At 66.8% G+C, this 23,455-nt stretch carries 24 protein-coding genes; 12 read left to right on the top strand and 12 right to left on the bottom strand.

From position 1 onward, the window contains the following. The first annotated feature begins 24 nt into the window (after positions 1-24). On the top strand, positions 25-1,002 hold the full coding sequence (locus AC1D2O_RS33565; protein ID WP_478088278.1) for a tripartite tricarboxylate transporter substrate-binding protein: 978 nt from the start codon (positions 25-27) through the stop codon (positions 1,000-1,002). Between the two features lie 73 nt (positions 1,003-1,075). On the opposite strand, the gene AC1D2O_RS33560 is transcribed toward AC1D2O_RS33565, so the two are convergent. Both AC1D2O_RS33560 and AC1D2O_RS33555 read right to left on the bottom strand, forming a co-directional pair. Beyond that, entirely contained in the window at positions 1,076-1,549 is a 474-nt protein-coding gene (locus AC1D2O_RS33560; RefSeq protein ID WP_478088280.1) for a GAF domain-containing protein, read from the bottom strand. Between the two features lie 61 nt (positions 1,550-1,610). Next, positions 1,611-1,802 (bottom strand): hypothetical protein, encoded by a 192-nt coding sequence (locus tag AC1D2O_RS33555; protein ID WP_478088282.1) that lies wholly within the window; start codon positions 1,800-1,802, stop codon positions 1,611-1,613. A gap of 152 nt (positions 1,803-1,954) precedes the next feature. Between AC1D2O_RS33555 and AC1D2O_RS33550 the strand changes: the two genes are divergently transcribed. After that, entirely contained in the window at positions 1,955-2,533 is a 579-nt protein-coding gene (locus tag AC1D2O_RS33550) for a DNA-3-methyladenine glycosylase (RefSeq protein WP_478158610.1), read from the top strand. Positions 2,534-2,575: 42 nt separating this feature from the next. Here the strand turns inward: AC1D2O_RS33550 and AC1D2O_RS33545 are convergent, their stop codons facing one another. The 3 genes from AC1D2O_RS33545 to AC1D2O_RS33535 are packed head-to-tail and all read right to left on the bottom strand — an operon-like array spanning position 2,576 to position 6,158. Further along, positions 2,576-4,138, bottom strand: a complete 1,563-nt coding sequence (locus tag AC1D2O_RS33545) for an acyl-CoA synthetase (RefSeq protein ID WP_478158609.1) — start codon at positions 4,136-4,138, stop codon at positions 2,576-2,578. A 49-nt stretch (positions 4,139-4,187) separates the two neighbouring features. Beyond that, positions 4,188-5,312 (bottom strand): DUF5938 domain-containing protein, encoded by a 1,125-nt coding sequence (locus AC1D2O_RS33540; protein ID WP_478088290.1) that lies wholly within the window; start codon positions 5,310-5,312, stop codon positions 4,188-4,190. 42 nt (positions 5,313-5,354) lie between these two features. Continuing rightward, positions 5,355-6,158, bottom strand: a complete 804-nt coding sequence (locus tag AC1D2O_RS33535; protein ID WP_478088291.1) for an SDR family NAD(P)-dependent oxidoreductase — start codon at positions 6,156-6,158, stop codon at positions 5,355-5,357. 175 nt (positions 6,159-6,333) lie between these two features. Here AC1D2O_RS33535 and AC1D2O_RS33530 point away from each other — a divergent pair, with 175 nt between their 5' ends. After that, a complete protein-coding gene (locus AC1D2O_RS33530) occupies positions 6,334-7,035 on the top strand; it encodes a TetR/AcrR family transcriptional regulator (protein WP_478088293.1) in 702 nt (233 codons plus the stop codon). A gap of 379 nt (positions 7,036-7,414) precedes the next feature. Next, positions 7,415-7,966, top strand: a complete 552-nt coding sequence (locus AC1D2O_RS33525) for an OmpA/MotB family protein (RefSeq protein ID WP_478088295.1) — start codon at positions 7,415-7,417, stop codon at positions 7,964-7,966. 8 nt (positions 7,967-7,974) lie between these two features. Here the strand turns inward: AC1D2O_RS33525 and AC1D2O_RS33520 are convergent, their stop codons facing one another. After that, positions 7,975-8,892 (bottom strand): ketopantoate reductase family protein, encoded by a 918-nt coding sequence (locus AC1D2O_RS33520; RefSeq protein WP_478088302.1) that lies wholly within the window; start codon positions 8,890-8,892, stop codon positions 7,975-7,977. Between the two features lie 221 nt (positions 8,893-9,113). Here AC1D2O_RS33520 and AC1D2O_RS33515 point away from each other — a divergent pair, with 221 nt between their 5' ends. Continuing rightward, positions 9,114-9,551 carry a YciI family protein gene (locus AC1D2O_RS33515; protein WP_478088296.1) on the top strand — a complete coding sequence of 146 codons (438 nt, stop codon included), beginning with the start codon at positions 9,114-9,116 and terminating at the stop codon, positions 9,549-9,551. 53 nt (positions 9,552-9,604) lie between these two features. Here the strand turns inward: AC1D2O_RS33515 and AC1D2O_RS33510 are convergent, their stop codons facing one another. From AC1D2O_RS33510 to AC1D2O_RS33490, 5 genes are read right to left on the bottom strand one after another with little or no spacing between them, the layout of a single operon-like run. After that, entirely contained in the window at positions 9,605-10,609 is a 1,005-nt protein-coding gene (locus AC1D2O_RS33510) for a TRAP transporter substrate-binding protein (RefSeq protein ID WP_478088298.1), read from the bottom strand. A 44-nt stretch (positions 10,610-10,653) separates the two neighbouring features. Beyond that, positions 10,654-11,934, bottom strand: coding sequence for a TRAP transporter large permease (locus AC1D2O_RS33505; RefSeq protein ID WP_478158608.1), 1,281 nt, complete (start codon positions 11,932-11,934; stop codon positions 10,654-10,656). After that, positions 11,931-12,491 (bottom strand): TRAP transporter small permease, encoded by a 561-nt coding sequence (locus tag AC1D2O_RS33500; protein ID WP_478158607.1) that lies wholly within the window; start codon positions 12,489-12,491, stop codon positions 11,931-11,933. The genes AC1D2O_RS33505 and AC1D2O_RS33500 overlap by 4 nt, the downstream gene beginning before the upstream one ends. Positions 12,492-12,526: 35 nt before the next feature. Further along, positions 12,527-12,970, bottom strand: coding sequence for a type II 3-dehydroquinate dehydratase (locus tag AC1D2O_RS33495; protein ID WP_478089514.1), 444 nt, complete (start codon positions 12,968-12,970; stop codon positions 12,527-12,529). 19 nt (positions 12,971-12,989) lie between these two features. Further along, on the bottom strand, positions 12,990-14,000 hold the full coding sequence (locus tag AC1D2O_RS33490; protein ID WP_478089515.1) for a TRAP transporter substrate-binding protein: 1,011 nt from the start codon (positions 13,998-14,000) through the stop codon (positions 12,990-12,992). A 210-nt stretch (positions 14,001-14,210) separates the two neighbouring features. Here AC1D2O_RS33490 and AC1D2O_RS33485 point away from each other — a divergent pair, with 210 nt between their 5' ends. The 3 genes from AC1D2O_RS33485 (at position 14,211) to AC1D2O_RS33475 (ending at position 17,085) form a co-directional block, all read left to right on the top strand. Then, positions 14,211-14,993, top strand: a complete 783-nt coding sequence (locus AC1D2O_RS33485; RefSeq protein ID WP_478089516.1) for an IclR family transcriptional regulator — start codon at positions 14,211-14,213, stop codon at positions 14,991-14,993. 108 nt (positions 14,994-15,101) lie between these two features. Further along, on the top strand, positions 15,102-15,926 hold the full coding sequence (locus AC1D2O_RS33480) for a hypothetical protein (RefSeq protein WP_478089517.1): 825 nt from the start codon (positions 15,102-15,104) through the stop codon (positions 15,924-15,926). Positions 15,927-16,011: 85 nt separating this feature from the next. Continuing rightward, a complete protein-coding gene (locus AC1D2O_RS33475; protein ID WP_478089518.1) occupies positions 16,012-17,085 on the top strand; it encodes a TAXI family TRAP transporter solute-binding subunit in 1,074 nt (357 codons plus the stop codon). 325 nt (positions 17,086-17,410) lie between these two features. On the opposite strand, the gene AC1D2O_RS33470 is transcribed toward AC1D2O_RS33475, so the two are convergent. After that, positions 17,411-18,127 carry a GntR family transcriptional regulator gene (locus AC1D2O_RS33470; RefSeq protein ID WP_478089519.1) on the bottom strand — a complete coding sequence of 239 codons (717 nt, stop codon included), beginning with the start codon at positions 18,125-18,127 and terminating at the stop codon, positions 17,411-17,413. A gap of 58 nt (positions 18,128-18,185) precedes the next feature. Here AC1D2O_RS33470 and AC1D2O_RS33465 point away from each other — a divergent pair, with 58 nt between their 5' ends. The 4 genes from AC1D2O_RS33465 to AC1D2O_RS33450 all read left to right on the top strand — a co-directional run bounded on the left by AC1D2O_RS33465 (position 18,186) and on the right by AC1D2O_RS33450 (position 23,214). Next, positions 18,186-19,880, top strand: a complete 1,695-nt coding sequence (locus tag AC1D2O_RS33465) for a thiamine pyrophosphate-binding protein (protein WP_478089520.1) — start codon at positions 18,186-18,188, stop codon at positions 19,878-19,880. Between the two features lie 51 nt (positions 19,881-19,931). Further along, entirely contained in the window at positions 19,932-20,906 is a 975-nt protein-coding gene (locus AC1D2O_RS33460) for a Bug family tripartite tricarboxylate transporter substrate binding protein (protein WP_478089521.1), read from the top strand. Between the two features lie 3 nt (positions 20,907-20,909). Then, positions 20,910-21,632, top strand: a complete 723-nt coding sequence (locus tag AC1D2O_RS33455) for a VOC family protein (protein WP_478089522.1) — start codon at positions 20,910-20,912, stop codon at positions 21,630-21,632. 148 nt (positions 21,633-21,780) lie between these two features. Further along, positions 21,781-23,214, top strand: coding sequence for a S1C family serine protease (locus AC1D2O_RS33450; RefSeq protein WP_478158606.1), 1,434 nt, complete (start codon positions 21,781-21,783; stop codon positions 23,212-23,214). Positions 23,215-23,455 lie beyond the last annotated feature (241 nt).

The raw sequence follows: 23,455 nt of genomic DNA, 5'->3' as shown, positions 1-23,455 counted from the left end.
TGTTCCAACCTTGACGGAGACTTGATGAAGAAACTGTTCACCCTCGCGGCAGTCGCCATTGCCGCCACCGGCGCCCACGCGCAGGACTTTCCCGCGGGCAAGCCCGTGACCCTCGTCGTGCCCTTCGCGGCTGGCGGTCCCACCGACCGCGTGGCGCGCCACCTGGCCGAGGCGCTGCGCAAGCCGCTCGGCGGCGGCACGGTGATCATCGACAACGTGCCCGGCGCCGGCAGTTCGATTGGTGCGGCCAAGGTGGCTCGCGCCGCACCCGATGGCTACACGCTGCTGCTGAACCACATCGCGATGGCGACCGTGCCCAGCCTGGTGCGCAACGTTCCGTTCAAGGTTGAGACCGACTTCGAGTACCTGGGGATCGTCAACGACGTGCCGATGACGCTGATTTCCAAGCCCGGCATTCCGGCTGCCAACTACAAGGAACTGGCGACTTGGATCGCGGCCAACAAGGGCAGGATCGATATTGGCAACGCGGGCGTGGGCTCGGCCTCGCACCTGTGCGGATTGCTCTACCAGAGCGCGACCAAGACCGAGATGACCCCGGTGCCCTACAAGGGCACGGCGCCCGCCATCACTGACCTGATCGGCGGCCAGATCGACCTCTTGTGCGACCAGACCACCAACACCACGCCGCAGATCCAGGCCGGCAAGGTGAAGGCGTTCGCGGTGACGACGCCCAGGCGGCTCGAGCTGCCGTTGCTGAAGGACCTGCCCACGCTCGACGAAGCGGGGCTGAAGGACTTCCAGGTGACGATCTGGCACGGCCTCTATGCGCCGAAGGGAACTCCGCCGGCGATCACCAAGAAGCTCAATGATGCGCTCAGGGTCGCGCTGAAGGACCCGGACTTCATCCACCGCGAGGAACTGCTGGGCGCCGTGGTTGCGACGGACCGCCGCATCGAGCCCGCGGGCCACAGGAAGTTCGTGGCCGACGAAATCGCGAAGTGGACGCCGGTCATCAAGGCGGCGGGGGTGTACGCGGACTGATTCAAGCGTCTCGAAGCCGGAATGGCAGTCGACTGAGATGCTGAGCGGCCGGTTCGATCAGATCGACTGGCGATTACCCATGGGGATCGACGGCAAAGGCAGCAACGATCGGCGCGACCGATTCAAGGAACGCGAAAGCGTCGTCTGACAGCGGAACCGGCGAGAGATCGAAGTGGCAAAGGATCCCCCACAAATGACCACTCGGCGCTACGAGCGCGGTGCCGTGGTAGGAAATCAGATTGAACGGAGTCCCCTCGTACGCGTGTCCTGCGAGCCGCGGGTCATTTGAAGAATTGTTGGTTCTGAAGGGAGTGCCGGGCCTGATGAATTGGCCGAGGCTCTTGTCGAGCGGCAGCGCGGACAAGAATGCCGGCTGCCTCTTGCCCAGCGCGTCATGCAGACAGACGTTCTTCAGAACGAGGCCAGCGAACCTGTAGACCGCGGTGTAGCGATGGGGCACGCTGTCGTTCAAATAGGCGAGACCACCCGCAAGACCCTGCGTCTTGAGGATCTGCGAGAAGTCGTTCAAGACCTGGACCGAGGTCATGCGAGATGATGCGTTGCCGCCGTTCGGGAGCACGAGCGAAGCGTCGCGGGCGGGCTGCTGCCTATCCGCACTTCGGCGCGCAGACCAGATGGTTCTTGCCAAGGAAGCGGCGCGACGTCAGCGCGGTGCGAAGCACGAATTTCCCGCACTTGAAGCATGACATCATGGATTCGGCTCGCGGCGTTGTGATGAGGGAGCCTGGCGCCTTCTTGACGTAGCGCAGACCATCCTGGGTGAGTTGGGTGTCGGACATGGGCGTCATTTTACCCGGGCACAATTCGATACAAACGACTGGAGGGCATGGCCTGCATCGCCCTTGGGTACGACGCAGCCCCGGGGTAGTCCCGAGCATGCGCGGTCACCGGCGCCTGACGCTACGATGGCCGCTCACAGCTTCACGACAGCATGCCGACCGCCCCGACACCCATCGACTTCCGAGCGCCGTCACACGAGGTTGCGCGCCTGCTGATCGGCGTCACGCTGCTGGTCGATGGCGTCGGCGGCCGCATCGTGGAGACCGAGGCCTACGACCGCGAAGATCCCGCCTCGCATTGCTTCGGCGGCCTCACGCCGCGCAACGCAGCGATGTTCGGGCCGCCCGGTCACGCTTACGTCTATCGCTCCTACGGCATCCACTGGTGCCTCAACTTCGTCTGCCGCGAAGCCGGGCACGGCGCCGGCGTGCTGATCCGAGCCATCGAGCCGACGCACGGGATCGCCCGCATGCGCGAGCGCCGCGGGCTCGACGCGCCCCGGCTGCTGTGCGCCGGACCCGGCCGGGTCGGCCAGGCGCTGGGCATCGACGCCAGCTTCTATGGCAGGGCGCTCGACGCGCCGCCCTTCGAGCTGCTGGCGGCGCCCGAGGCCCAGCCGCCGTTGCCGATCGCGGTGGGTCCGCGCATCGGCATCTCGAAGGCGATCGCGCAGCCCTGGCGCTTCGGCGTCCAAGGCTCGCGCTATCTCAGCAAACCGTTCAAGCCCTGACGGCGCGCCACGCGCCGGCCATGAACACCTTGCGCGAAATCGTCATCGTCCTGCTCGTGCGATGGGGTCGTCCAGGCGCGCCATCAGCGCCGCCCGCACCTCCTTCTTGAGCACCTTGCCCACCTTGGAGCGCGGCAGTTCGGGCCAGATCTCGATCTGCTTGGGGGCCTTGACGCTGCCGATGCGCGCCTTCACGAAGGCCTTGACCTCGTCGGCGTCGACCGTGCGGCCCGGATGCAACTGGAGCACGGCGACGACGCGCTCGCCCCACTTCTCGTCGGGCAGGCCGACGACCGCGGCGTCCTGCACGTCGGGGTGCTGCAGCAGGATCTGCTCGACTTCGGCCGAGTAGACGTTGAAGCCGCCCGAGATGATCATGTCCTTGGCGCGGTCCACGATGTAGAGGAAGCCTTCGGCGTCCAGATGGCCGATGTCGCCCGTGTGGTGCCAGCCGTGGCGCGACGCCTCCTGCGTCGCCTGCGGGTCCTTGTAGTAGCCGAGCATGACCAGCGAGCCGCGCACCACGATCTCGCCGGTCTCGCCGGTCGCCAGCAGCGCGCCGTCCTTGTCCATCACGGCGACCTGCACCAGGGGGCCCGGGCGTCCGGCGGAAGCCAGCCGCTGGCGCGCCACGCTGCCGTCGGCGTTGAAGTGGTCCCTGGGCGCCATCATCGAGATCATCATCGGCGCCTCGGTCTGCCCGAACAATTGCGCCATGACCGGTCCGATCTTGACCAGCGCCTCTTCCAGCCGGGCCGCCGACATCGGCGCCGCCCCGTACCAGAAGCACTGCAGCGACTCGAGCCGGGTCGTGGCCAGGTCAGGATGCTGCAGCAGCATGTAGATCAGCGTGGGGGGCAGGAAGGTGTGCGTGATCGCGCAGTGCGCGATCAGCCGCAGGAACTCGCCCAGGTCCGGCTTCGGCATGATCACGACTTCGCCGCCCAGTGCCATCACCGGCAGGCAGAGGACGCCGGCCGCATGCGTCAGCGGCGCCAGTGCGAGGTAGGCCGGGCGGCCCTCGAAGGGATAGCCCATCAGGGTCAGCGCGGACATGCTTTCCAGGTTGCGGCCGGACAGCATCACGCCCTTGGGCTGGCCGGTGGTGCCGCCGGTGCCGGCGATCATCGCGACGTCGTCCACGACCGGTATCTCGAGCGGCGCGTCGCTCGCATCCGCCAGCCACGCGTCCAGCGAAGGTGCCCATGCCAGCGCCTGGTCGATGCACACCAGCGTGGTGATCCGGGGCAGGCCCGCGCGCATCTGTTCGACCAGCGGCGCATAGTGGCTGTGAAAGATCAGGCAGGTGCAGTCGAAGGCATCGAGCACGAAGCGGTTCTCCGCCGCCTCGTTGCGCGGGTTGATCGGACACCACACGGCCGCGGCGCGCGACAGCCCGAACACGCAGGCGAACGCGATCGGGTCGTTGCCCGAGAGCACCGCCACCTTGGCCCCCGGCTCGACGCCGCTGCGCTGCAGCGCGCGTGCGACCCGACAGCTCAGGCGCTGCACGTCGGCGTACGTGAGGCGTGTGTCGCCCATGCGCAGGCAGGCGGCCGAGGGGCCCAGCGAGGCGCCCTTGTCCAGATAGTCGATCAGACGCATGGGGCGCCCTCCAGCAGTGGCGCCGGGCCGCGGCCCCGGCGCCGGCGTTTCATCGATGGACGGTCAGCACGGGTTCCATCACCAGGCCGAAGCTCTGCAGCACGCCCAGCAGTTCCCGATGCCCGAAGGCCTGGCAGGCGGACGCAAAGCCGACGCGCCTGGGCGGCTGCTGCAGCAGCGAATAGGCCGCATGGGCCTGCAGCAATCCGGTCTGCTTGTAGTTGCAGTTGCCGTGGATCACGCAATGCACGCGCGCCAGCGGGCCGGAGCCATACACCGAGTCGAGCGAAATGTTGACCCGGGGGTTCTCGCGCGGCGGCATGCCGGCCTGGATGGAGGCGGCGATGCTGGCGAGCTGTGCCTCGCGCTGCTCGGGCGGCAGCGGCGCGATCTGCTCTTCGTACATCTTCTGCGTGGCGACGAAGCCTTGCATCACCTCGCGCGCGAACACGCCGCCGAGGGCCTTGCAGTTGGCCACGCGCGGGTCGTTCCTGAACCAGACCGGGTGCGCGGTGCCGGCCCAGGGCGTCACCAGCGCCGGCAGGTGCTGGCCCGGAACCACCACCTCGTAGTGCGTGCTTTGCGGCCACTCGACGAACTTGTTCTGCTCCAGGTAGTACCACTTGGCCTTCAGGATCGTGAAGATGGTCTGCGTGGAGGCGTAGGTCGGCAGCCCCTTCCACAGCACCAGGATGTCCAGCGTGTCGACCCCCGGGGTTTCGAGGCAGATGTGGGCCGCGATTTCGCCCGTGGTGTACATCTGCGCCACGCCGGGCGACAGCAGAAGGCCCTTGTCGGCGAACTTCTGGCCCCAGCGTTCCTGGGCCTCCAGCAGCCAGTCCTGCTCGCCCGTGGTGTCGGTGTAGTGGCACCCGGCGGCCAGGCAGGCCTCGGCCACCTCATGGCCGTACTTGATGAACGGCCCCACCATGTTGCTGACCGTCCTGGCGCCGCGGAACAGTTCGGTCAGCGCGTCCACGTTGTGCTCGACGCCCACGACTTCATAGTCGGCCGTCTCGATGCCCGGGATCTTGTCCATCACCGCCTGCACGCGCGCCTTGTCGCGGCCGGCGGCAATGAAGGGAATGTTCAGCTCGCGCAGGTACTCGCACACCAGGCGACCGGTGTAGCCCGATGCGCCGTACACCACCACGGGTTTCTTGCTGCTGCTCATGATGTCTCGTCCTTCGTTGGGGTTGCGGAATGCGGGCGGGGCTCACATGCCCATGCCGCCGTCGACCGGCAATCCGGCGCCGGTGATGAAGCGCGCGGCGTCCGAACACAGGAAGACCACGGCATCGGCCATCTCGCCGACCTCGCCGAGACGGCCCAGCGGGGTCTGCCCGATCACGTCGCCGACGGCCGCCTCGACGCTGGGCGCCAGACCGGCGGCCACGATGTCGCCGGCCAGCTTCATGCCCATGTCGGTGGGCACCAGGCCCGGGTAGATGCAGTTCACGCGCACGCCGTAGCCCAGCTTGCCGGACTCCATCGCCGCCACGCGGGTCGCGCGGTCGACGGCGGATTTGGTGGCGGAGTAGCCGGCGATGGCCGGGAAGGCGATGGTCGCGGCCACCGACGAGATGTTCACCACCGCGCCGCCCTTGCCGGCGCTGCCGCCGGGGCGCATCGCGCGGAATGCGTGCTTCATGCCCAGCAGGCTGCCGGCCACGTTGACTTCCAGCATGCGCCGCAGATCGGCGGCTTCGACGTCGACCACCAGCGAGGTGATCTCGATGCCGGCGTTGTTGACCAGGATGTCGAAGCCGCCGAGTTCCTTGACCGTGGCCGCGGCGGCGCTGGCCCAGTCCTCGTCCTGCGTCACGTCCAGGGGCGTGAAGCCGACCTGGGCGCCCGAGGCCGAGAGCCGGGCCGCGGTCTCCCGTCCCAGGTCGGCGAGAACGTCGCCAATCATCACCGCCGCGCCGGCCGCCGCCAGCGCCTCGGCGATGCCGGCGCCGATACCGCGCGCACCACCGGTCACCAGGGCCTTTCGCCCTTTCAGATCGAACTTGGCCATCGCTTGTCTCCTGATAGGTGTGGGTCGAGATGGAAAGGGCATCGTAGAAAGTCGTCTATCCAACTGTCAAGCTTTTATTGGACGACTGTCAAGATTCTCTAGAATGATTGGGCGCGCGACGTTCGCCAGAGAGCGAATGGGTGCCGTGCTATGGTTTGAAATCACTGAGCAGAAGATGACGTCACAACAGGAAAAGCGCGCGCAGAGGGTGTCCAGGGCGCGGGTCGACAAGTTCGCCGAGCGCCGCGAAGAGTTGGGCGAGGCCGCATTGACCACGCTGGCCGCGCTGGGCTACGCCCGCAGCAGCCTGCGCGAGATCGCGCAGAACTCGGAGTTCTCGCACGGCGTGCTGCACTACTACTTCAAGGACAAGTTCGACCTGATCATCTGCAGCGTGCGGCGCTACAAGGCGCGCTGCGTCACGCGCTACGACGAGGTCACGGCCACGGCGACCAGCTACGACCAGCTGATGACCGGCTTCGTGGAGGCGCTGGGCGCCACGCTGCGCGACGAGGCGCCGCTGCACCGCCTGTGGTACGACCTGCGGGCCCAGGCGCTGTTCGAGGAAGCGTTTCGCGCCGACGTCGCCGAACTCGACAAGGGGCTGGAACACATGATCTGGCGTGTCATGAGCCGCTTCGCCGAACTCGCGGGCGGACCCTGCGGCCTGCCGCCTTCAGCGGCCTACGCCTTGTTCGACGGCCTCTTCCAGCAGGGCCTGCTCAGGCACCTGTCGGGAGACACGCAGGCCGTCGCCGCGATGCAGGAAGACGTGCGTCGGTCGATCGACCAGTTGTTCATGGGGGTTCGTCGCGTTGCCGGCCGCGTGCCGACCCGGCGCCCGAAGGCGCGCGCGAGCGCAGCGTCGGCCAGTTAGCGCTGCACGGCCTCGCCGGGCCTGCCGTCAGGTCGACGATGCCGAGTTGCTGCCGGTTGCCGCTCCCGGATATCCCGACGCGGGCGTTTCTGGCAGATTATCGACAAACGCCACTTCACCATTTTCTATACCAGCCAACGGCGAACCGATCAATCCCGAGGCCTGGCGCTACGAAGTGGTCTGTGAACGGCGTTGTCCGATTGTCGACACCTGGTGGCAGATCGAGACCGGCGCCACGTACGTGGTCGTCCGTGTGCACTCGGATAGGCAGCGCCCGAGGGCAGTCCTAGCATCGCGCGAGGGTGCGGCGGCTGCTGCTCCTGCCGGCATGCCGTCTGCGAGGTCCGGTGCACTGTTCAACCACGAGCGAGAAAAAATCATGAAATCAAACAAGTTCATCCTGGTCCTGTGTTCCGTCGTGCTGGCCGCAGGGTGCGTCAGCAAGCAGACCTACAACACCGAGGTCCAGAAGGCCAACGCGTATTCGGCCCTCAGCCAGCAGCTCTCGGGCGAACTCAGCGCCGACCAGGCGCAGATCACGCAGCTGCAGAACCAGCTCAAGGTGACGATGGTCAACGAGATCCTGTTCCCTGAAGGCAGCTGGACCCTCGGCGCCAAGGGCGAGCAGACGCTGGCCAAGATCGCGCCGACCCTGTCCAACCTGCCGGGTCAGCAGATCGTGGTCGAAGGCTTCACCGACAACGTGCCGATCGGTCCGGACCTGAAGCGGCGCTTCCCGTCGAACCTCGAGCTGTCCTCGGCGCGGGCGGACGATGTCGTGCGCTTCCTCACTTCGAAGGGCGTGCCGCCGAACTCGATCTCGGCGCAGGGCTTCGGCGAGTCGCGCCCGGTGGCCCCCAACGACACGCCGCAGGGCAGAGCCAAGAACCGCCGCGTCGAGATCGTCATCTCGGCCGCCAGCCGGCCGTAGCCGGCGCTTCAGGCCTGATCGAGGCCGTACGCAGGCCGCGCGGTTTCGATCAGCTTCACGAGCGTGTGCAGCACGCGATTGGCAGGTGTCCGGACGCCCAGCGTTGCGCCGCGCCGGACCACGTACCCATTGAGGTGATCGATCTCGCTGCGCTTGCCGCGCGCGAGATCCTGCGCCGTCGATGAGTACTGCGCGGGCATGGTGGCGGCCAGTCCGAGTACCACGGCCTCGATGTCGGCGGGCAGCGCGACACCGTCCGCCCGCGCCACCTCGACGCACTCGGCGACCACATCGCGCATCACCTGGTCGACGCCTTCGCCCTGCACCAGCCGGCCATACGGCAACTGCGCGATGGCCGACAGGGCGTTGTAGGCGCAGTTGAGGATCAGCTTGACCCACAGCGAGGCGCGCACGTTGGCCGAGATCTCGGTGGGCACACCGGCCGCGATGAACATGCGCGCCACCGCCTCGCTGCCGCTCGACGGCTCGATGACGAGCTCGCCGCGGCCATGGTGCCGCAGGTGGCCCGGGCCGGCCATCTCGGTGGCGACATAGACCACCGCGGCGGCGACGATGTGGCCGGGAAGCACCGCGCGCAGGCGGTCCGCGTTGTCGACGCCATTCTGCAGCGCGAGCAGCATCGCATCGGGCGCCAGGTACGGCCGCAGCTGCGCCGCGGCGGATTCGGTGTCGGTCGACTTGACGCAGAACAGCACGGTCTGCGCGCCGCGCACGGCCTCGGCTTCGGTGCTGGCCGAGAGTTGCACGTGCTCGTCGAAGCTGCCCGTCTCGAGCCGAAGGCCGGCGAGCCCGATGGCCTGGACATGCGCCGGCCGGCCGATCAGCACCACCTCATGGCCGGCGCGGGCCAGCATGCCGCCGTAATAGCAGCCTACGGCGCCTGCGCCCATCACGGCAATTCGGATTCCCATGTTCTTGCTCCGGTGTTGCGGCATCGCGCGAGCGCGGCCTGCCGCCCGCATCGTACCGTTCGCATCGAGCCGGGGAGGGCGCCTGCGCGGGCACAAATTATTTCAAAGTGGTGTCGATTTCGGCGATCCCGATTCGACGTAGTGTCAGAGCCGCCGTCTATCCTGAATCGACTTCAGGGCCGTGCGGTTCAACAACCACTCAAGGAGAAATGATCATGCGTGTCATGGTGATGGTGAAGGCCACGAGCCAGTCGGAGGCCGGAGAGATGCCCAGCACGGAGCTGCTTGCGGCCATGGGCAACTTCAATGAGGAACTCGTCAAGGCCGGCGTGCTGCTCGCGGGCGAAGGCCTGCACCCGAGCGTCCGCGGCAAACGGGTGCGCTTCTCGGGCAGCCAGCGGACCGTGATCGACGGGCCGTTCACGGAAACCAAGGAACTCGTCGCCGGGTTCTGGCTGTGGCAGGTCCAGTCGATGGAGGAGGCCGTCGAATGGGCCAGGCGCTGCCCCAACCCCATGCCGGGCGACTCCGAGATCGAGATTCGCCCGCTGTTCGAGGCCGCCGATTTCGGCGCCGAACTCACACCCGAACTGCGGGCCCAGGAAGAACGGCTGCGCGCCGAGACCGAAGGCGCGGCGAACAAGCCCCGCTGACGGCCACCCGCGGCGCCTCGGCTGGCCGCGCCGGCGCGGCCTGAGGCGTCTTGCTACTTCCGGGCCTTGGCGATCTCGGCCATGAGTTCGTTCACGGTCGCTTCGCCGACCGACGCGGTGTACTTGTCGATGACCGGCTTCACCTTCTCGCGCAGCTTGGCCATTTCCGCCGGAGGCAGTTCGGTCACCGTCATGCCCGCCTTCTTGAGCGCCTCGAGCGCGCTGTCGGCCGCGCCGCGCGATGCCTGGCGCTGGAAGGTGGTGGCTTCGGTGGCCGAGTCGGCGATGATCTTCTTCTCCTGCTCGCTCATGCCGTCCCAGGTCTTCTTGCTGACGATCAGTGCCTGCGGGTTGTAGATGTGGCGGGTCTGCGTGAGGTATTTCTGAACCTCCGCGAACTTGGACGACAGGATCACCGTGTTGGGATTCTCCTGGCCGTCGACCGCCTTCTGGTCCAGCGCGGAATACAGCTCCGGGAACGGCAATGGCGTGGCATTGGCACCCAGGGCGCTGAAAAGGTCGACGTAGATCGGCGACTGGATCACGCGAATCTTCAGGCCCGAGATGTCGTCCGCCTTGGCGATCGGGCGCTTGCTGTTGGTGAGGTTTCGAAAGCCGAGATCCCAGTAGCCGAGGCCATGCAGGCCCTTGTCCTCCAGCTTGCCGAACAGCTTCTGGCCGAAGGGCCCGTCAGTGACCGCGTCGGCCTCCTGCCCGTTGTTGAAGAGGAAAGGGAAGTCGTAGGCAGCGAATTCCTTGACCTGTGCGCCGAGGATGCCGGCGTTCAAGACGGTGATCTCGACCGTGCCGCCTTGCAGCGCCGACACGGTCTGCAGGTCACCGCCGAGCGTACCGCCGGGGAACAGCTTGACCGTGATCTGCCCGCCCGATTTCGCAGACACCAGGTCGGCGAACTTCTGGGCGCCCTGCGCTTGCGGGTGGCCCGTCTGGTTCTGGAACGCGAACTTCAATGTGCGCTCCTTGATTTGCGCGCCGGCACTGGCCATTGCCAACATCGCGGCGGCAGCGATCAACGTCTTCCAGATGCGAATCTTCATGTGAGTGTCTCCTGTCGGTTTGAGTGAAGCGGGCGTGGCGGGTGTCAGGCGCCGAGCCATCTGGCCGGCCAGATGACCAGCCACGGGAACAGCACCATCACGAACATGATCACGAACTCCGCGATCATGAAAGGCACCACGCCTTTGGTGACGTCGTCCATCGAGATGCGTCCCACCCCGGCGACCACGTTGAGCACGGTCCCCACGGGCGGCGTGACCAGGCCGATGGAGTTGTTGATGATGAAGAGGACGCCGAAGTAGACCGGGTCGATGCCCGCCGCCTTCACGATCGGCATGAGGACCGGCGTCAGGATCAGGATGGTCGGCGTCATGTCCATGGCGGTGCCGACGATCATCACCAGCACCATGATGGCGAACATCAGCAGGATCTTGCTGCCCATGAAGGGCTCCAGAAGCCCGACGACCTTCGACGGCAGATCGGCCACCGTGATCAGCCACGCGCTGACCATCGCCGCGGCGATGAGGAACATCACGATCGCGCTGGTCTTGGCGGCATTGACGAAGATGGCGTACAGGTCCTTCCAGCGCAGTTCGCGGTAGATCACCGTCGAGACGAACAGCGCATACACCGCGGCGACCACGGCCGCTTCCGTCGGCGTGAAGACGCCCATGCGCAGACCGACCAGGATGATCACCGGCAGGAACAGCGCCCACAGCGCCTGGCGGAACGCCCGCAAGATGTCGACGCCCGACTTGCGCGGCGGCGGAACGATCTTCTCGCTGCGCACCAGCCAGGCCCAGGTCAGCCACAGGGCGGCACCGATCAGCAGGCCGGGCACGATGGCCGCCAGGAACAGCTTGGAGATGGAGACATTGGCCGCAACGCCGAAGATCACGAGCCCGATGCTCGGCGGAATGACGGGGCCGATGACGCCGGTGGCGGCGATCAGCCCGCCGGAGCGCGCCTTGTCGTGCCCGGCGCTGACCATCATGGGCAGCAGCAGGGCGGTCAAGGCCGCCGCATCGGCCACGGCCGAGCCCGACAACGCCGACAGCAGGCACCCGGCCAGGATGGTCACGTAGCCCAGGCCGCCTTTCACATGGCCGACCAGCGCCATGGCGAAATCGACGATGCGTCGCGAGAGTCCGCCGACATTCATGATTTCGCCGGCGAGCATGAAGAAGGGAACCGCCAGCAGCGGGAAGCTGTCGGCGCCGCCGATGACGTTCTGCGCGAGGATCTGCGCATCGAACAGGTCGAGGTGCCACATCAGCGCCACCCCGCTGGCCAGCAGCGAGAACGCGATGGGAATGCCCATGGCCATGGCCAGCAGGAGCGAGCCCACGAAGACGAGGATGGTCATGGCTTGCCTCCGGGGTTCGGGCCGGAGCCGAGAATCTGCTGGAGCTGCACCGCCTCCTCGGACTCCTGGATCATGACCAGTTCGTCATCGGCCAGCTGTCCGCTCAGGATCCGATAGAGATCCAGCGCGAGGATGGCTGCCGCCAGCACCGAGAACACGATGCCCACGCTGTAGACGATGGCCATCGAGGCGCCCGTCACGGGGGCGGTCACGTCCCAGTTGATCCGGGTCTGGGCCAGGCTGCCCTGGAACAGGAGCCAGACGATGTAGAGCATCACCAGGTGGCCGGCGACGGCGCAGAACTTCTTCCCGGCGGCCGGCAGTTTCTGGACGACCATGTCCATGCCCAGGTGACCGTGCTCCTTCAAGGCCACGAGCGCGCCGAGAAAGGTGACCCAGATGAAGAGCCAGCGCGAGACCTCCTCCGACACGGTGATGCCCGAGTTGAAGCCGTAGCGCAGCACCACGTTGCCGAACACCAGCACCACCATCACCGCCAGGAAAAAGGCGATGACGGCCTCGATGGCCTTGCAGCTTCGATCGATCCATCGATTCATGTTGTCTCTGTCTCCTGATTGATCGACGAAAGGCGTCAGGCCTGCGTCTCGCGCAGCGTCTCGACGAGCGCGCGCAGCGCCGCAAGATACGAGATCGGACCCAGCCCCTGGATGGTGGCCTTGACCGCCGGCGAGATGATCGAGTGCGTGCGCCACGTCTCGCGCGTCGCGATGTTGGACATGTGGACTTCCAGTGTCGGGAACGGCATGGCCTTGATCGCGTCATGCAGGGGAACGCCATGCTGCGTCAGGCCTGCGGGGTTGACCAGCGCGCCCTGCGCTTCGTCGATGTTCCGGTGCAGGAAGTCGATCAGGTCGCCTTCGTGGTTCGACTGGATGATGTCGAGCGTCACGCCCAGTTCGGCCGCGAGCTTTTCGAGCCGGTCGTTGATTTCGGCCAGCGTCGTCGTGCCGTAGATGTGCGGCTCGCGGCGCCCGAAGAGGTTGAGGTTGGGTCCGTGCAGGACGAGGATTTTCATGGGATGCCTTGGGTCGGATTCACTTGCGGATGCGGGCAAGCTCGTCGTTGTAGAGCTTGACGATCGCGGGGTCGTAGCTGGCGGCGAAGCGGTCGATGACGGGCTTGGCAATCTGGCGCATGCGCGCCTGCTCGGCCGGGCTCACCTCGTTGAATTGCATGCCCTTGGCCTGCAGGTCGCCCACCGATCTCTGCGCCGCGGCGCGGCTCACCTGGCGCTGGTAGCCGCGCGCTTCGTCGGCGGATTCGCGCATCCACTTCTGCTCGCTGGGCGAGAGCTGGTCCCAGAACTTCTTGCTGACCAGCACGATGTTGGCGGCATACACGTGGTTCGTGGCGCTCAGGAACTTCTGCACCTCGAAGAACTTGTTCGATAGGATCACCGAGAACGGATTTTCCTGGCCGTCGACGGCCTTCGATTCCAGCGCGCCATAGAGCTCCGCGAACGGCATCGGCACCGGGTTGGCCTTGAAGGCCTTGAAGGTGTCGAGGAACACCGGGTTCGGGATCACGCGGATCTTCAGGCCTTCGAGGTCGTCGGCCTTCGCGATGGGGCGCTTGCTGTTCGTGACGTTGCGAAAGCCCAGGTCCCAGTAGCCCAGCGCCACCAGGCCCTTCTCCGGCAGCTTGGCGATCAGCGCCTGACCCATCGGGCCGTCGAGCAATGCGTCGGCCTGGGCGAAGGTGCTGACCGCGAAGGGAAAGTCGACCAGGCCGAATTCCTTGACGATGCCCGCCAGCGACGTGGTGGCAGGCGCCGACATCTGCTGCACGCCGCCTTGCAGCGCGGACTGCTGCTGCAGTTCGTTGCCCAACTGGGACGCCGGGAATTCCTGCACCCGCATCCTGCCGCCGCTCTTGGCGGCCAGCAGTTCGCCGAAGCGCTTGACGCCGAAGCTCACCGGATGGTCGGCGTTGTTCAGGTGGCCGAAGCGGATCACACGCACCTGGCCATCCTGCGCGAATGCGGGGGCCGCCAGGGCGAGGGAGAGGCCGGCAGCCGCCAGCAGGCGAGGGAGTAGGGTTCTCAAGAAGGGCTCCAGACGACGTGATTTCGGGGCGCGGCAGACGCTCTTGCAGGCGATCCGACGCAGGATGCGGCGCGATCTTAGCGATCTGTGGAAAAGGTTTCCATTAGTAGAAACGCTTTCCGGAAAAGCGGTACATTGACGTTTTGCTTCCCGCGCGCCGCGGCAGCAAGCCGGGCGGCGGGGATTTGGAGGGGCCTTCAGGGCTAGAGAATGAGCGCAATACTGGAACGCAGCTTCAAGCTGATGGAGCACCTCGCCGAGCATCCGGAAGGCCGGCAGTTGTCTGCATTGGCCACCGATCTCGGCATGCCGCTGAGCGCGACGCACCGCCTGCTGGCCGAACTGATCCGCTGCGGCTACGTGCGGCAGGACCAGAGTCACGGCGACTACTCGCTGACCATCAAGCTGGTTTCACTCGGCCTGAGTTTTCTCAGCAACAGCGGCATCGTGGATGTGGCGCAGCCCTTGCTGGATCGACTCGCGGCCGAGTCGGGCGAACTGGTCCGGCTGGCGGTGGTCGACGGCGACGCGCTCACCTTCGTCGCGAAGGCGCAGGGCGCGACGCGCGGCCTGCGCTACGACCCGGACATGGGCCTGTCGGTCAATCTGTCGTGCAGCTCGGCCGGCCATGCGTGGCTGTCGACGATGACGGACGAACAGGCGCTCGAACTCATCGCCAGGCAGGGCTTCGGCAAGGCGGGCGAATTCGGGCCGAAGGCGCCGACGACCGTCAAGGCGGTGCTGGCTTTCGTCCGACAGGCGCGCAAGCGCGGGTTCAGCATGATCAACGAGGTGTTCGCACCGGCCATGACCGCCATGGCTGCGCCGGTGCGAAGCGGCAACGGCGCCGTGATCGGCGTGATCACGATCGCGGGCCCTCTGGTTCGACTGACGGAAGAGCGCATGCTGGCACTCGGCCCGGCCCTTGTCGCTACCGCGGACGAGGTCGCACACGCGAGCGGCGGATCGGCGATGTTCAAGCGACGCGCCTGAGGCCAGGAGGGCAGCGGCCCATGAAAACGCGCTTGGTTCGGCGCAAAAGTAGGTCCAGAATCAAAAAACCGCTCGATCCCGCCGCGAACATGAACCTTGTGCCGAACCATGGCCGACCCGGCAGACCTGGACCCATCGTTCTCCGTCCCCTGCAGGCGATGCGCTGCGATGCTTCAGGCCGGGAACCGGTTTTGCCCGTTCTGCTTCGAGGATCAGATGGCTACGCTCGAGGCCGACGGTGCAAGACCGCCCCTCAAGCCCGGGCGCGGCGTCGCTGCTGAAGATGAGACGCGGGCCCCCGTGGTCATCGACTTCGCGGACACCGTGCAGGCAGATGCGGAGGAAATCATCCACATCCCCGGCCCGACGGGCGCCGCCAACGAGGAAGCGGATCTCGAAATCGGTCTCGTCCGACCTGGCGCCTTGTGGCAAACGGAAGTGCCGGGAGGCGGCGGCAAGGCGCGTTGGGCGGCGCGGTTCGCAACCCCCCGGCGCATGGTGGTCGCCATCGCGTCCGCCCTGGTCTTGATCGCGCTCGCTACCTTGGGGCTCGAGCGCGCCTTCTTCGACGATCGGAACGAGGCCGGCAGTCTGCAAGCGTTCAGGGCCGAGGTCAAGCGAGTGCAGGGCGCCTTGGACCGCGGCGACCTGGGTGCCGCGGAGCAGGGGCTCGCGGCACTCGATGCCGAGCATGCGGATGACCCGGGCGTTGAGGCGCTGAGGGAGGCCTTCGATCGGCGCGTGCAGGAACAAGCCGCCAGGCGTGAACCGCCTCCGGACGCCGCCCTGAAGTTGTCGCCGCCTGCCCCTGTCCCCTTGCTTCCCGAAGCGCCCGTGCCCGCCGTTTCCGCACCCGCCATCGGCAAGGCGGGATCGCAGGAGCAAGTGTGCAGCGATGCGCTTGCGGCGCTGGCCTTGTGCTCGAAGAAATAGGGAGAGAGAGTGCGAACCAGACAGTGAGCCGCAAGAATGAGCCAGGCATCACCTGGTGTGACCACCAACCTTCGATGGAGCCAGCATGCCTATCAGATCCCTGTTGACCGGACTGTTGTGGATGGCCTTCCTTGCGTGCGCGGCCGCGGCGCCTCGGGCGGAGTACAAGATCGTCACCGCATCGAAAACCGGCACCTACATCCAGATCGGCCGGGACCTTGCCACCTGGGTCGCCGAGCCCGCCGACATCGACCTCGAAGTCCTTGAGTCGAAGGGTTCGGCGGAGAACGTCCAGCGCATGCGCTTCGAGCCCGGCGTCAAGCTGGCCCTGGTGCAGTCCGACGTCTATCAGGCGTTTCTGGACGAGGCGAAGGCGGGCAACGCCGATGCCGGCAACATCATTCGTCCGTTGCGCCTCGTCATGCCGCTCTATGACGAAGAGATCTACTTCGTCGCCCGCGCCGACTCGCCGCTGAACAGCATCCACGAGATCAGGAACAAGGTGATCGGCGTCGGCCCGCTGGGCAGCGGCACGGCGCTGACGTCGAGAACGCTGTACCAGCTGATGTTCGGGGAGCCGCTGCCGTCGGCCAACGCGCAGTACCTGAGCAACGAGGAGGCGCTGGCCAGACTCACGGTCGACAAGTCGATCGACGTCGCCATCATCGTCGCCGGACAGCCGGCCAAGCTGTTCTCGGACATGAAGGCCGAGGCGCGCAACTACATCAAGATCCTGAAGCTCGACGACGCGGCGCCGGAGACGGCGCGGGCGAAGAAAACCTACTTTCCTGCGGTGATACGCGCCGCCAGCTATTCGACCTGGCTCAAGGCCGACGTGCCCACCCTGACCGTGAAGGCCTACCTGGTCACCTACGACTACGGACTGCAGTCGACGGTCGGAAACCTGGGTCGCTTTGCCGAATCCCTCTGCCTCAATTTCGACAAGCTCCAGGCCAACGGCCATCCCAAGTGGAAGCAAGTGCGCCTGGAGCTCCCGGCCCTGAGCCAAGGGTGGCGCTACTACGCGCCCATGGAAAAGCGCATGCGCACCTGCATCGCCCGCCGGGCAGCCGTCGCTGCTTCGGCCGCCGCCCCGGCGCCGCCGCCAGCGCGGGCTTGCACGGAGCAGGAACTGGTGCTGGGTATCTGCAGGCGGTGAGTTGCGACGGATCTCGTCCACGCACCAATCGATCCGACCGCCTCCACTGTCCAGATCGAATTCTGCATGCGTTCGCCCCAGATGGTTGTTGCCGGTCGGCAGGTTGAGACCACGCCTGCGCTGCGCCAAGCCGATAGCGACATCAAAGCGGGCCGCGTGCCCAAGGCCCCCAGATCGCGAACGTGATGCCGGGCGACTGCACGTTCACAAACAGCACCTTGCCGGCCGCGCTCGCTGCACCTTGAGGCCCGCGCGAGAGCCATCGTCCGATCGGTACTTCCCAGACGTCATTGCGTGGCCGCTTGCCCGCAGCGGAAAACGGATCTCACGCTGCAGTCTCCGGCGGCAGGTAGATCTTCGCCAAGCCTTTGGCAATCGCGTCCACGATCTGCTCCTTGCGCAGCCCGATGTGCTCCTTGAGCACCTGCTGTGCCGTCGCCTCGTCGCGCGCCTGCAGGGCTTTCAGAATTTGCCGGTGCTCCTTCTGTGTCGCGTTGCGGCCCACGTTCTCCATGTCGATCCAGCGGATGAAGCGGATGCGCTCGTTGAGCACGCCCAGCATGCGGCGCAGTTCCTGGTTGCGCGCCATATCGGCGATGCGCAGGTGGAACCCCTCGTCCAGTTCCACCAACATTTCTACCGGCGCGTCCGACGGCGCCTTCTGGCTGGCGGCCAGGTAAGCCACGGCTTGGGCAAGGTCCGCGTCGGTGGCGCGCTGGATGGCCAGCGACAGGCAGGCGCTCTCGACGGCCACGCGGGCCTCGTAGAGGTCCAGCGTCTCCTGCACGTCGAGTGGACGGCGTACGAAGCCGCGCGTTGCCGGAAGCAAAAAGCCATCGTTCACCAGCCGGGTGAGGGCCTCGCGCACGGGGGTGCGGCTCACGCCCAGGCGCTGGGCCAGCTCGATCTCGCTCAGGCGCTCGCCGGGCTTGAGCTGGTAGGAGATCGCCATGTCCCGCAGCGCCTCGAAAACGCCCGTGCCGCGCTCGCGGCGCGTCTTGGAAATCGGCCCGGATCTCCCGTGGCTGCTTGTGCTCTGCATGCTTTTAAGTATACTAAATTGAGTTCTTAACTGATTCCAACCCGCTGGAGCTTATCGAATGTCTTCCATGAACGGCGCCGACGCGATGGTGCGCATGTTGCAGCTCAATGGCGTCAAGCACATCTTCGGACTGTGCGGCGACACCAGCCTGCCTTTCTACGACGCGCTGGCACGCCTTGACCATGGCATAGACCACGTACTCACGCGCGACGAGCGCAGTGCTGCCTACATGGCCGACGCCTACGCCCGCGTCACGGGCAAGCCAGGCATCTGCGAAGGCCCTAGCGGCGGCGGCGCCACCTACCTGTTGCCGGGTCTGGTGGAGGCCAACGAGTCGGCCATTCCGGTGCTGGGAATCACCTCTGACGTGTCAGTGGGTGCGCGCGGCAAGTTTCCGCTGACCGAACTGGACCAGCAAGCGCTCTATCAGCCGCTGACCAAGTGGAACACCACCATTGACCGCGCGGACCAGATCCCGCACGCGGTGCGCAGCGCCTTCCGAGCCATGGTCACCGGCCGGCCCGGCGCCACGCACATCTGCCTGCCCTACGATGTACAAAAGCACGCCATCGACCCGACCGACGTGTGGGCTCAGCCCGGGCACGACCGCTACCCGGCCTATCGGTTCGCGCCCGACCCCGCCGAAGTGGAGCGTGCGGCCGCCAAGCTGGCGGCCGCGCGCTGCCCGGTCATCGTGTGCGGCGGCGGCGTGGTCATCTCCGGCGCCCACGGCGAGCTGGAGGCGCTGGCCACGCAGCTCAACGCGCCCGTGTGCATCACCATCAGTGGCAGCGGCAGCCTGCCCAGCGGGCACCCGCTCAATGCCGGCGTGATCGGCACCAACGGCGGTGTGGCGGCCACGCGCGAGGTCATCGCCGAGGCCGACCTGGTGCTCTTCGTCGGCGCGCGGGCGGGGTCGACCACCACGGAACACTGGAAGATGCCGGCGCGCGAAGTCGCCATCGTGCATCTGGACATCGACCCCGGCACCATCGCCACCAATTACCGCACCGACGTGGCCCTGGTGGGCGATGCGCGCCTGGGCCTGGCGGCGCTGGCCGCCGAGGTGCGCCAGCGCATCGCACACCGGCCGGCCGATGCCGTCGACGGCCGAGCCCTCGTGGCGCGCAGCCGCATGCAGAAGCAGGCCTTCTTCGCCGGCCTGGCGCAGTCCGGCGACCGCCCCATCAAACCTGAGCGCGTGGTGGATGCGCTGAACCGCTTGTTGCCCGCCAATGCCATCGTGGTGGCAGACCCGGGCACGCCGTGCCCGTATTTCGCTGCCTATTTCGACGCGCCGCAGGCCGGCCGCCACTTCATCACCAACCGCGCCCAGGGCGCGCTGGGCTTCTCCATGGCCGCCGGCGTCGGTGCCTCTTTCGGCAGGCCCGACGCCACGGTGGTCTCGGTCATGGGCGACGGCAGCTTCGGCTTCACCTGCGGCGAGATGGAAACGATCGTGCGTCGCGGCGTGCCGCTGAAGATGATCGTGTTCTCCAACTCGGTGTTCGGCTGGATCAAGGCCAGCCAGAAGACGGGCTACGACGAGCGCTACTACTCGGTGGATTTCAACCGCACCGACCACGCGCGCGTCGCCGAGGCTTTCGGCGTCAAGGCGTGGCGCGTGGAAGACCCGGCCGAGCTGGAATCGGCGTTGAAGGCGGCGCTGGCACACGACGGCCCCGCCTTGGTCGACGTGATCTCGCAACCGTTGCAAGACACGGCTGTGCCGGTCAGCCAGTGGATGGGCTGAGCAACAGCAATCGATACCCGGAATTCACGAACCCTGAAAGGCCCACAGAAGATGCAGATCCAGTTCAATCGACGTCAGGCGCTGGTGGCCACGGCCGCTCTGGGCCTGTACGGTGGCGCTGCGGCGCAGTCCTCGGACGCGCCGCTGCACATGGTCATCACCTTTCCCCCCGGGGGCAGCACCGACATCGCGGCGCGCATCATGCAGCCCGAGCTCGAGAAGCGCCTGGGCCGCTCCGTGGTGGTCGAGAACAAGCCCGGCGCCGCAAGCCAGTTGGCCACCAACTACGTGGCCAAGTCAGCGCCCAATGGCAACACGGTGCTGGTGAGCTTCGACACGCACGCCATCAATCCCATCGCCAAGTCCAAGCTGCCCTATGACACCTTCAAGGACTTCGCCGGCATCACGCTGGCGGTACGCTTCCCGCTGGTGATTGGCGCCTCGAGCTCGGTGCCGGCCAAAGACCTGCGGGGCTTCATCGCCGCCGCGCGCAAGGACCCCGCGCGCTACAGCTACGCCTCCACCGGCGTGGGGTCCATGAACCACTTGGTGATGGAAGACATCAAGCGTCGTGCCGGCATCTACGTGCTGCACGTGCCCTACAGCGGCGGAGGACCGGCGGTACAGGCCGTGCTGGGCGACGTCTCGCAGCTCACGCTCCTGAGCTACGCCGCGCTCAAGGGGCAAATTGCCGCCGGCAAGATCAAGCCGCTGGCCGTGACCGGCTCCAAGCGCCTGCCCGAGCTGCCCGACGTGCCCACCGTGGCCGAGTCCGGCTTCCCGGGCTTCGAGGCCTATTCGTGGATCGGAATCTTCGCCCCCGCGGGCACGCCGGCAGACAAGCTGGCCGCGCTCGGCGAGGGCTTCCGCGCCACGCTGCAAACGCCCGAGGTCAACAGCAAGCTCACGCAGGCGGGCTTCGAGGTCCTTGCCACCGATGGCCCGGGCCTCGACCGGCACGCCCGTGCCGAGTACGAGCGCTGGAGCGCCTTCGTGCGCGAAACCCAGCTCAAGCTGGAGGAGTAAGCCATGCCCATGGTGCTGGACCACATGGTGATTGCGGTGGCCTCCCTGGACCAGGCGGTGGCCGACTACCGGCGCGCCGGCTTCACCGTCATCGCCGGCGGCAAGCATCCGGGGCGCAACACCGTCAATGCGCTGATCGTGTTCGAGGACGGCAGCTACCTGGAGCTGATCGCCTATTCGGCGCCTTCGCCCGAGGAGCGCTGGTGGCGCGTGCTCGATGCGGCGGGCGAGGGGCTGGTCGACTTTGCGCTGTTGCCGCAGGACATCGATGCCGCGGTGGCCGACGCGCGCGAACGCGGCCTCGCCGAGCTGATTGCCGTTCCGGGTGCGCGGCAGCGGCCTGACGGTGTGCGCATCGCCTGGAGTTCGGCGCGGCAGCTGCGGCATGACCTGCCGTTTCTGTGTGCGGATCTCACGCCGAGGGAGCTTCGTGTGCCAGTGGGTGACGTTCGTCGCCATGCCAACGGTGCACGGGGCGTCGCCGTCGTGCACGTGGCGGTGCAGGACGTTGCGGCCAGCCTGGCGCGCTATCGCATGCTGCTGGGCCCGGATGCGGTGGCCGGCGGCGGCGTCCGGTTGGAAGGCTGCAAGGTCGAGCTCCAAGCCGAGCGGGGCAGGGCGCGTGGCGAAGGACCGAGCGCGATCACGCTGGACGTTGACGCGTCACACAAGAGCCTGCAGTTCGATCCGGTGCTGGCACACGGGGTTGCATTCCACCCGCGGTAGGGCCTGGGCAGGTTGACCGGATGCTGCCGACGGGCATAGGACTGTGGTATTTCGCTGACGCCGGAAGCACTTCCCAGGCCCGCGGTTGCGGGCCTGCGCGCAGCAGCCGTAACATCCTCAAGACAGGATCACGAGGGTGCGAGAGGGAATGTCACGAGGCAACTGGAAACGTGGGGTCGGCGCGGCCCTGTTGGCGCTGGGCTGCAGCCTGGGCGCCGCGCAGCAGTTGATCGAAATGTCGGACACGCCGCTCGATGCGGCGGAACTGTTCGACCGCGTCACGCCAAGCATCTGGGTCGTGTACGCCAGTGATGCGCAGGGTCGGCCGTTCGCCTCGGGCAGCGCGGTCGTTATCGCAGCCGACACCTTGGTCACCAACTGCCACGTGGTGCGCGATGCGGCCCGCGTCGCCATCCGCCGCGGCGACACCCAGTTGACCGCGCAGCAGGCAGAGGCCGATCCCGAGCACGATCTTTGCCTTCTGCGGGTCGCAAGACTTCAGGCCCCCACCGTGCTGCTGGCGCCCGAATCCAGCCTGCGACCCGGGATGCGCGTTTACGCCGTTGGCGCGCCGCGCCGCCTTGAACAGACGATCAGCGATGGCTTGCTGTCCGGCTTGCGGCGCGCACAGGACGGCAGCCTGACCATGGTGCAGACCAGCGCCCCGATCTCGCCCGGCTCCAGCGGCGGCGGGCTCTTCGATGCGCATGGCCGTCTGATCGGCATCACGACTTCTGGCCTGAAGGAGTCGCAGAACCTGAACTTCGCCGTTCCTTCGCGCTGGGTGGATGCACTCAGCCGCCGCGCGGGTCGCCTCGAATGGCAAGCGCGCATTGCTCCGTTGGAGCCGCCGGCCGCCGTGCGCAAAGCTCCGGCTTCGATTGCGCAAGAGTCACGTCCAGGCGTCGGTAGCGAAGCCGCGCCCAAGGCCCCGGCCCCGCCGACGCCAAAAACCGCAACCCGGCCAGGCCCGGGGCCGGCCGATTCGCCGATCGCGCCGCCTGGCGATCACGGTCCATCCATCTCCGCCGCGCGCTGGTCGCAGATCGAGTATCTCCTGACCGATCGCCTGACCGGCATCACGCGCAAGATCGTCTACCGCGCGGATGCGGCCACCGAGGACTCGCTCAGCTACAACAACGGCGCCTGGGTGGAAAGGCGTGACGGCGAGGTGATCGAAATCGCATCGCCGATCGCCGGCGAGTTCGATGCGGCAATGCCGCCCGGCGGCTGGATTCGCCCCGGCCGGATGCGGGAAGGGGACGAGTGGCGCGTGCAGTACATGGGCAAGTCAGCAGGTTCCAACTCCATCGAACTCCGGTTGGACGCCCAGGTGGCGAGCGCGGAATCACGGTTCGTCGCCGGCACTGAGCAGCGCCTGCTGCGCATCGACTACCGTGGCTACGTGATTCGCAAGACGGTCGCAAGCGGCGGCAGCCATGCAACCGGTGCCTACCGCGCCAGCGCATGGTGGTCGCCGGAGCTTTCCCGCGTGGTGCGGTTCACTGCCAACACGCGCGGTGGCGCCAGCGGGGCGGCCTTCTACATCGACGAGGAACTCGAACTCACGGCGATCCGCTGAGTCCAGTGTGCTTTGGCATGACGCCGCGCCAGGCGAGGTCGCGTTCGTCCGCGCAGGGGCCGCAGGACGGAGGGCAGGGGGCGTGACCATCGGATGAAGCGATTGGATGCGGTGAGTTGCAAGGGCTTCACTTCGCAAGAAGCCGCAAGGCGCGCTTCAAATCAAATAAGGCGTTATCAGCGGCAACAGTTTCGACTACGGCGCGCTCGCGCCGGCAGAGGGTGTGCTACTGCGTGCGGCT

The organism is Variovorax sp. P1_G12 (assembly GCF_056405555.1).
This window is presented reverse-complemented; position numbering and strand designations above follow the sequence as displayed.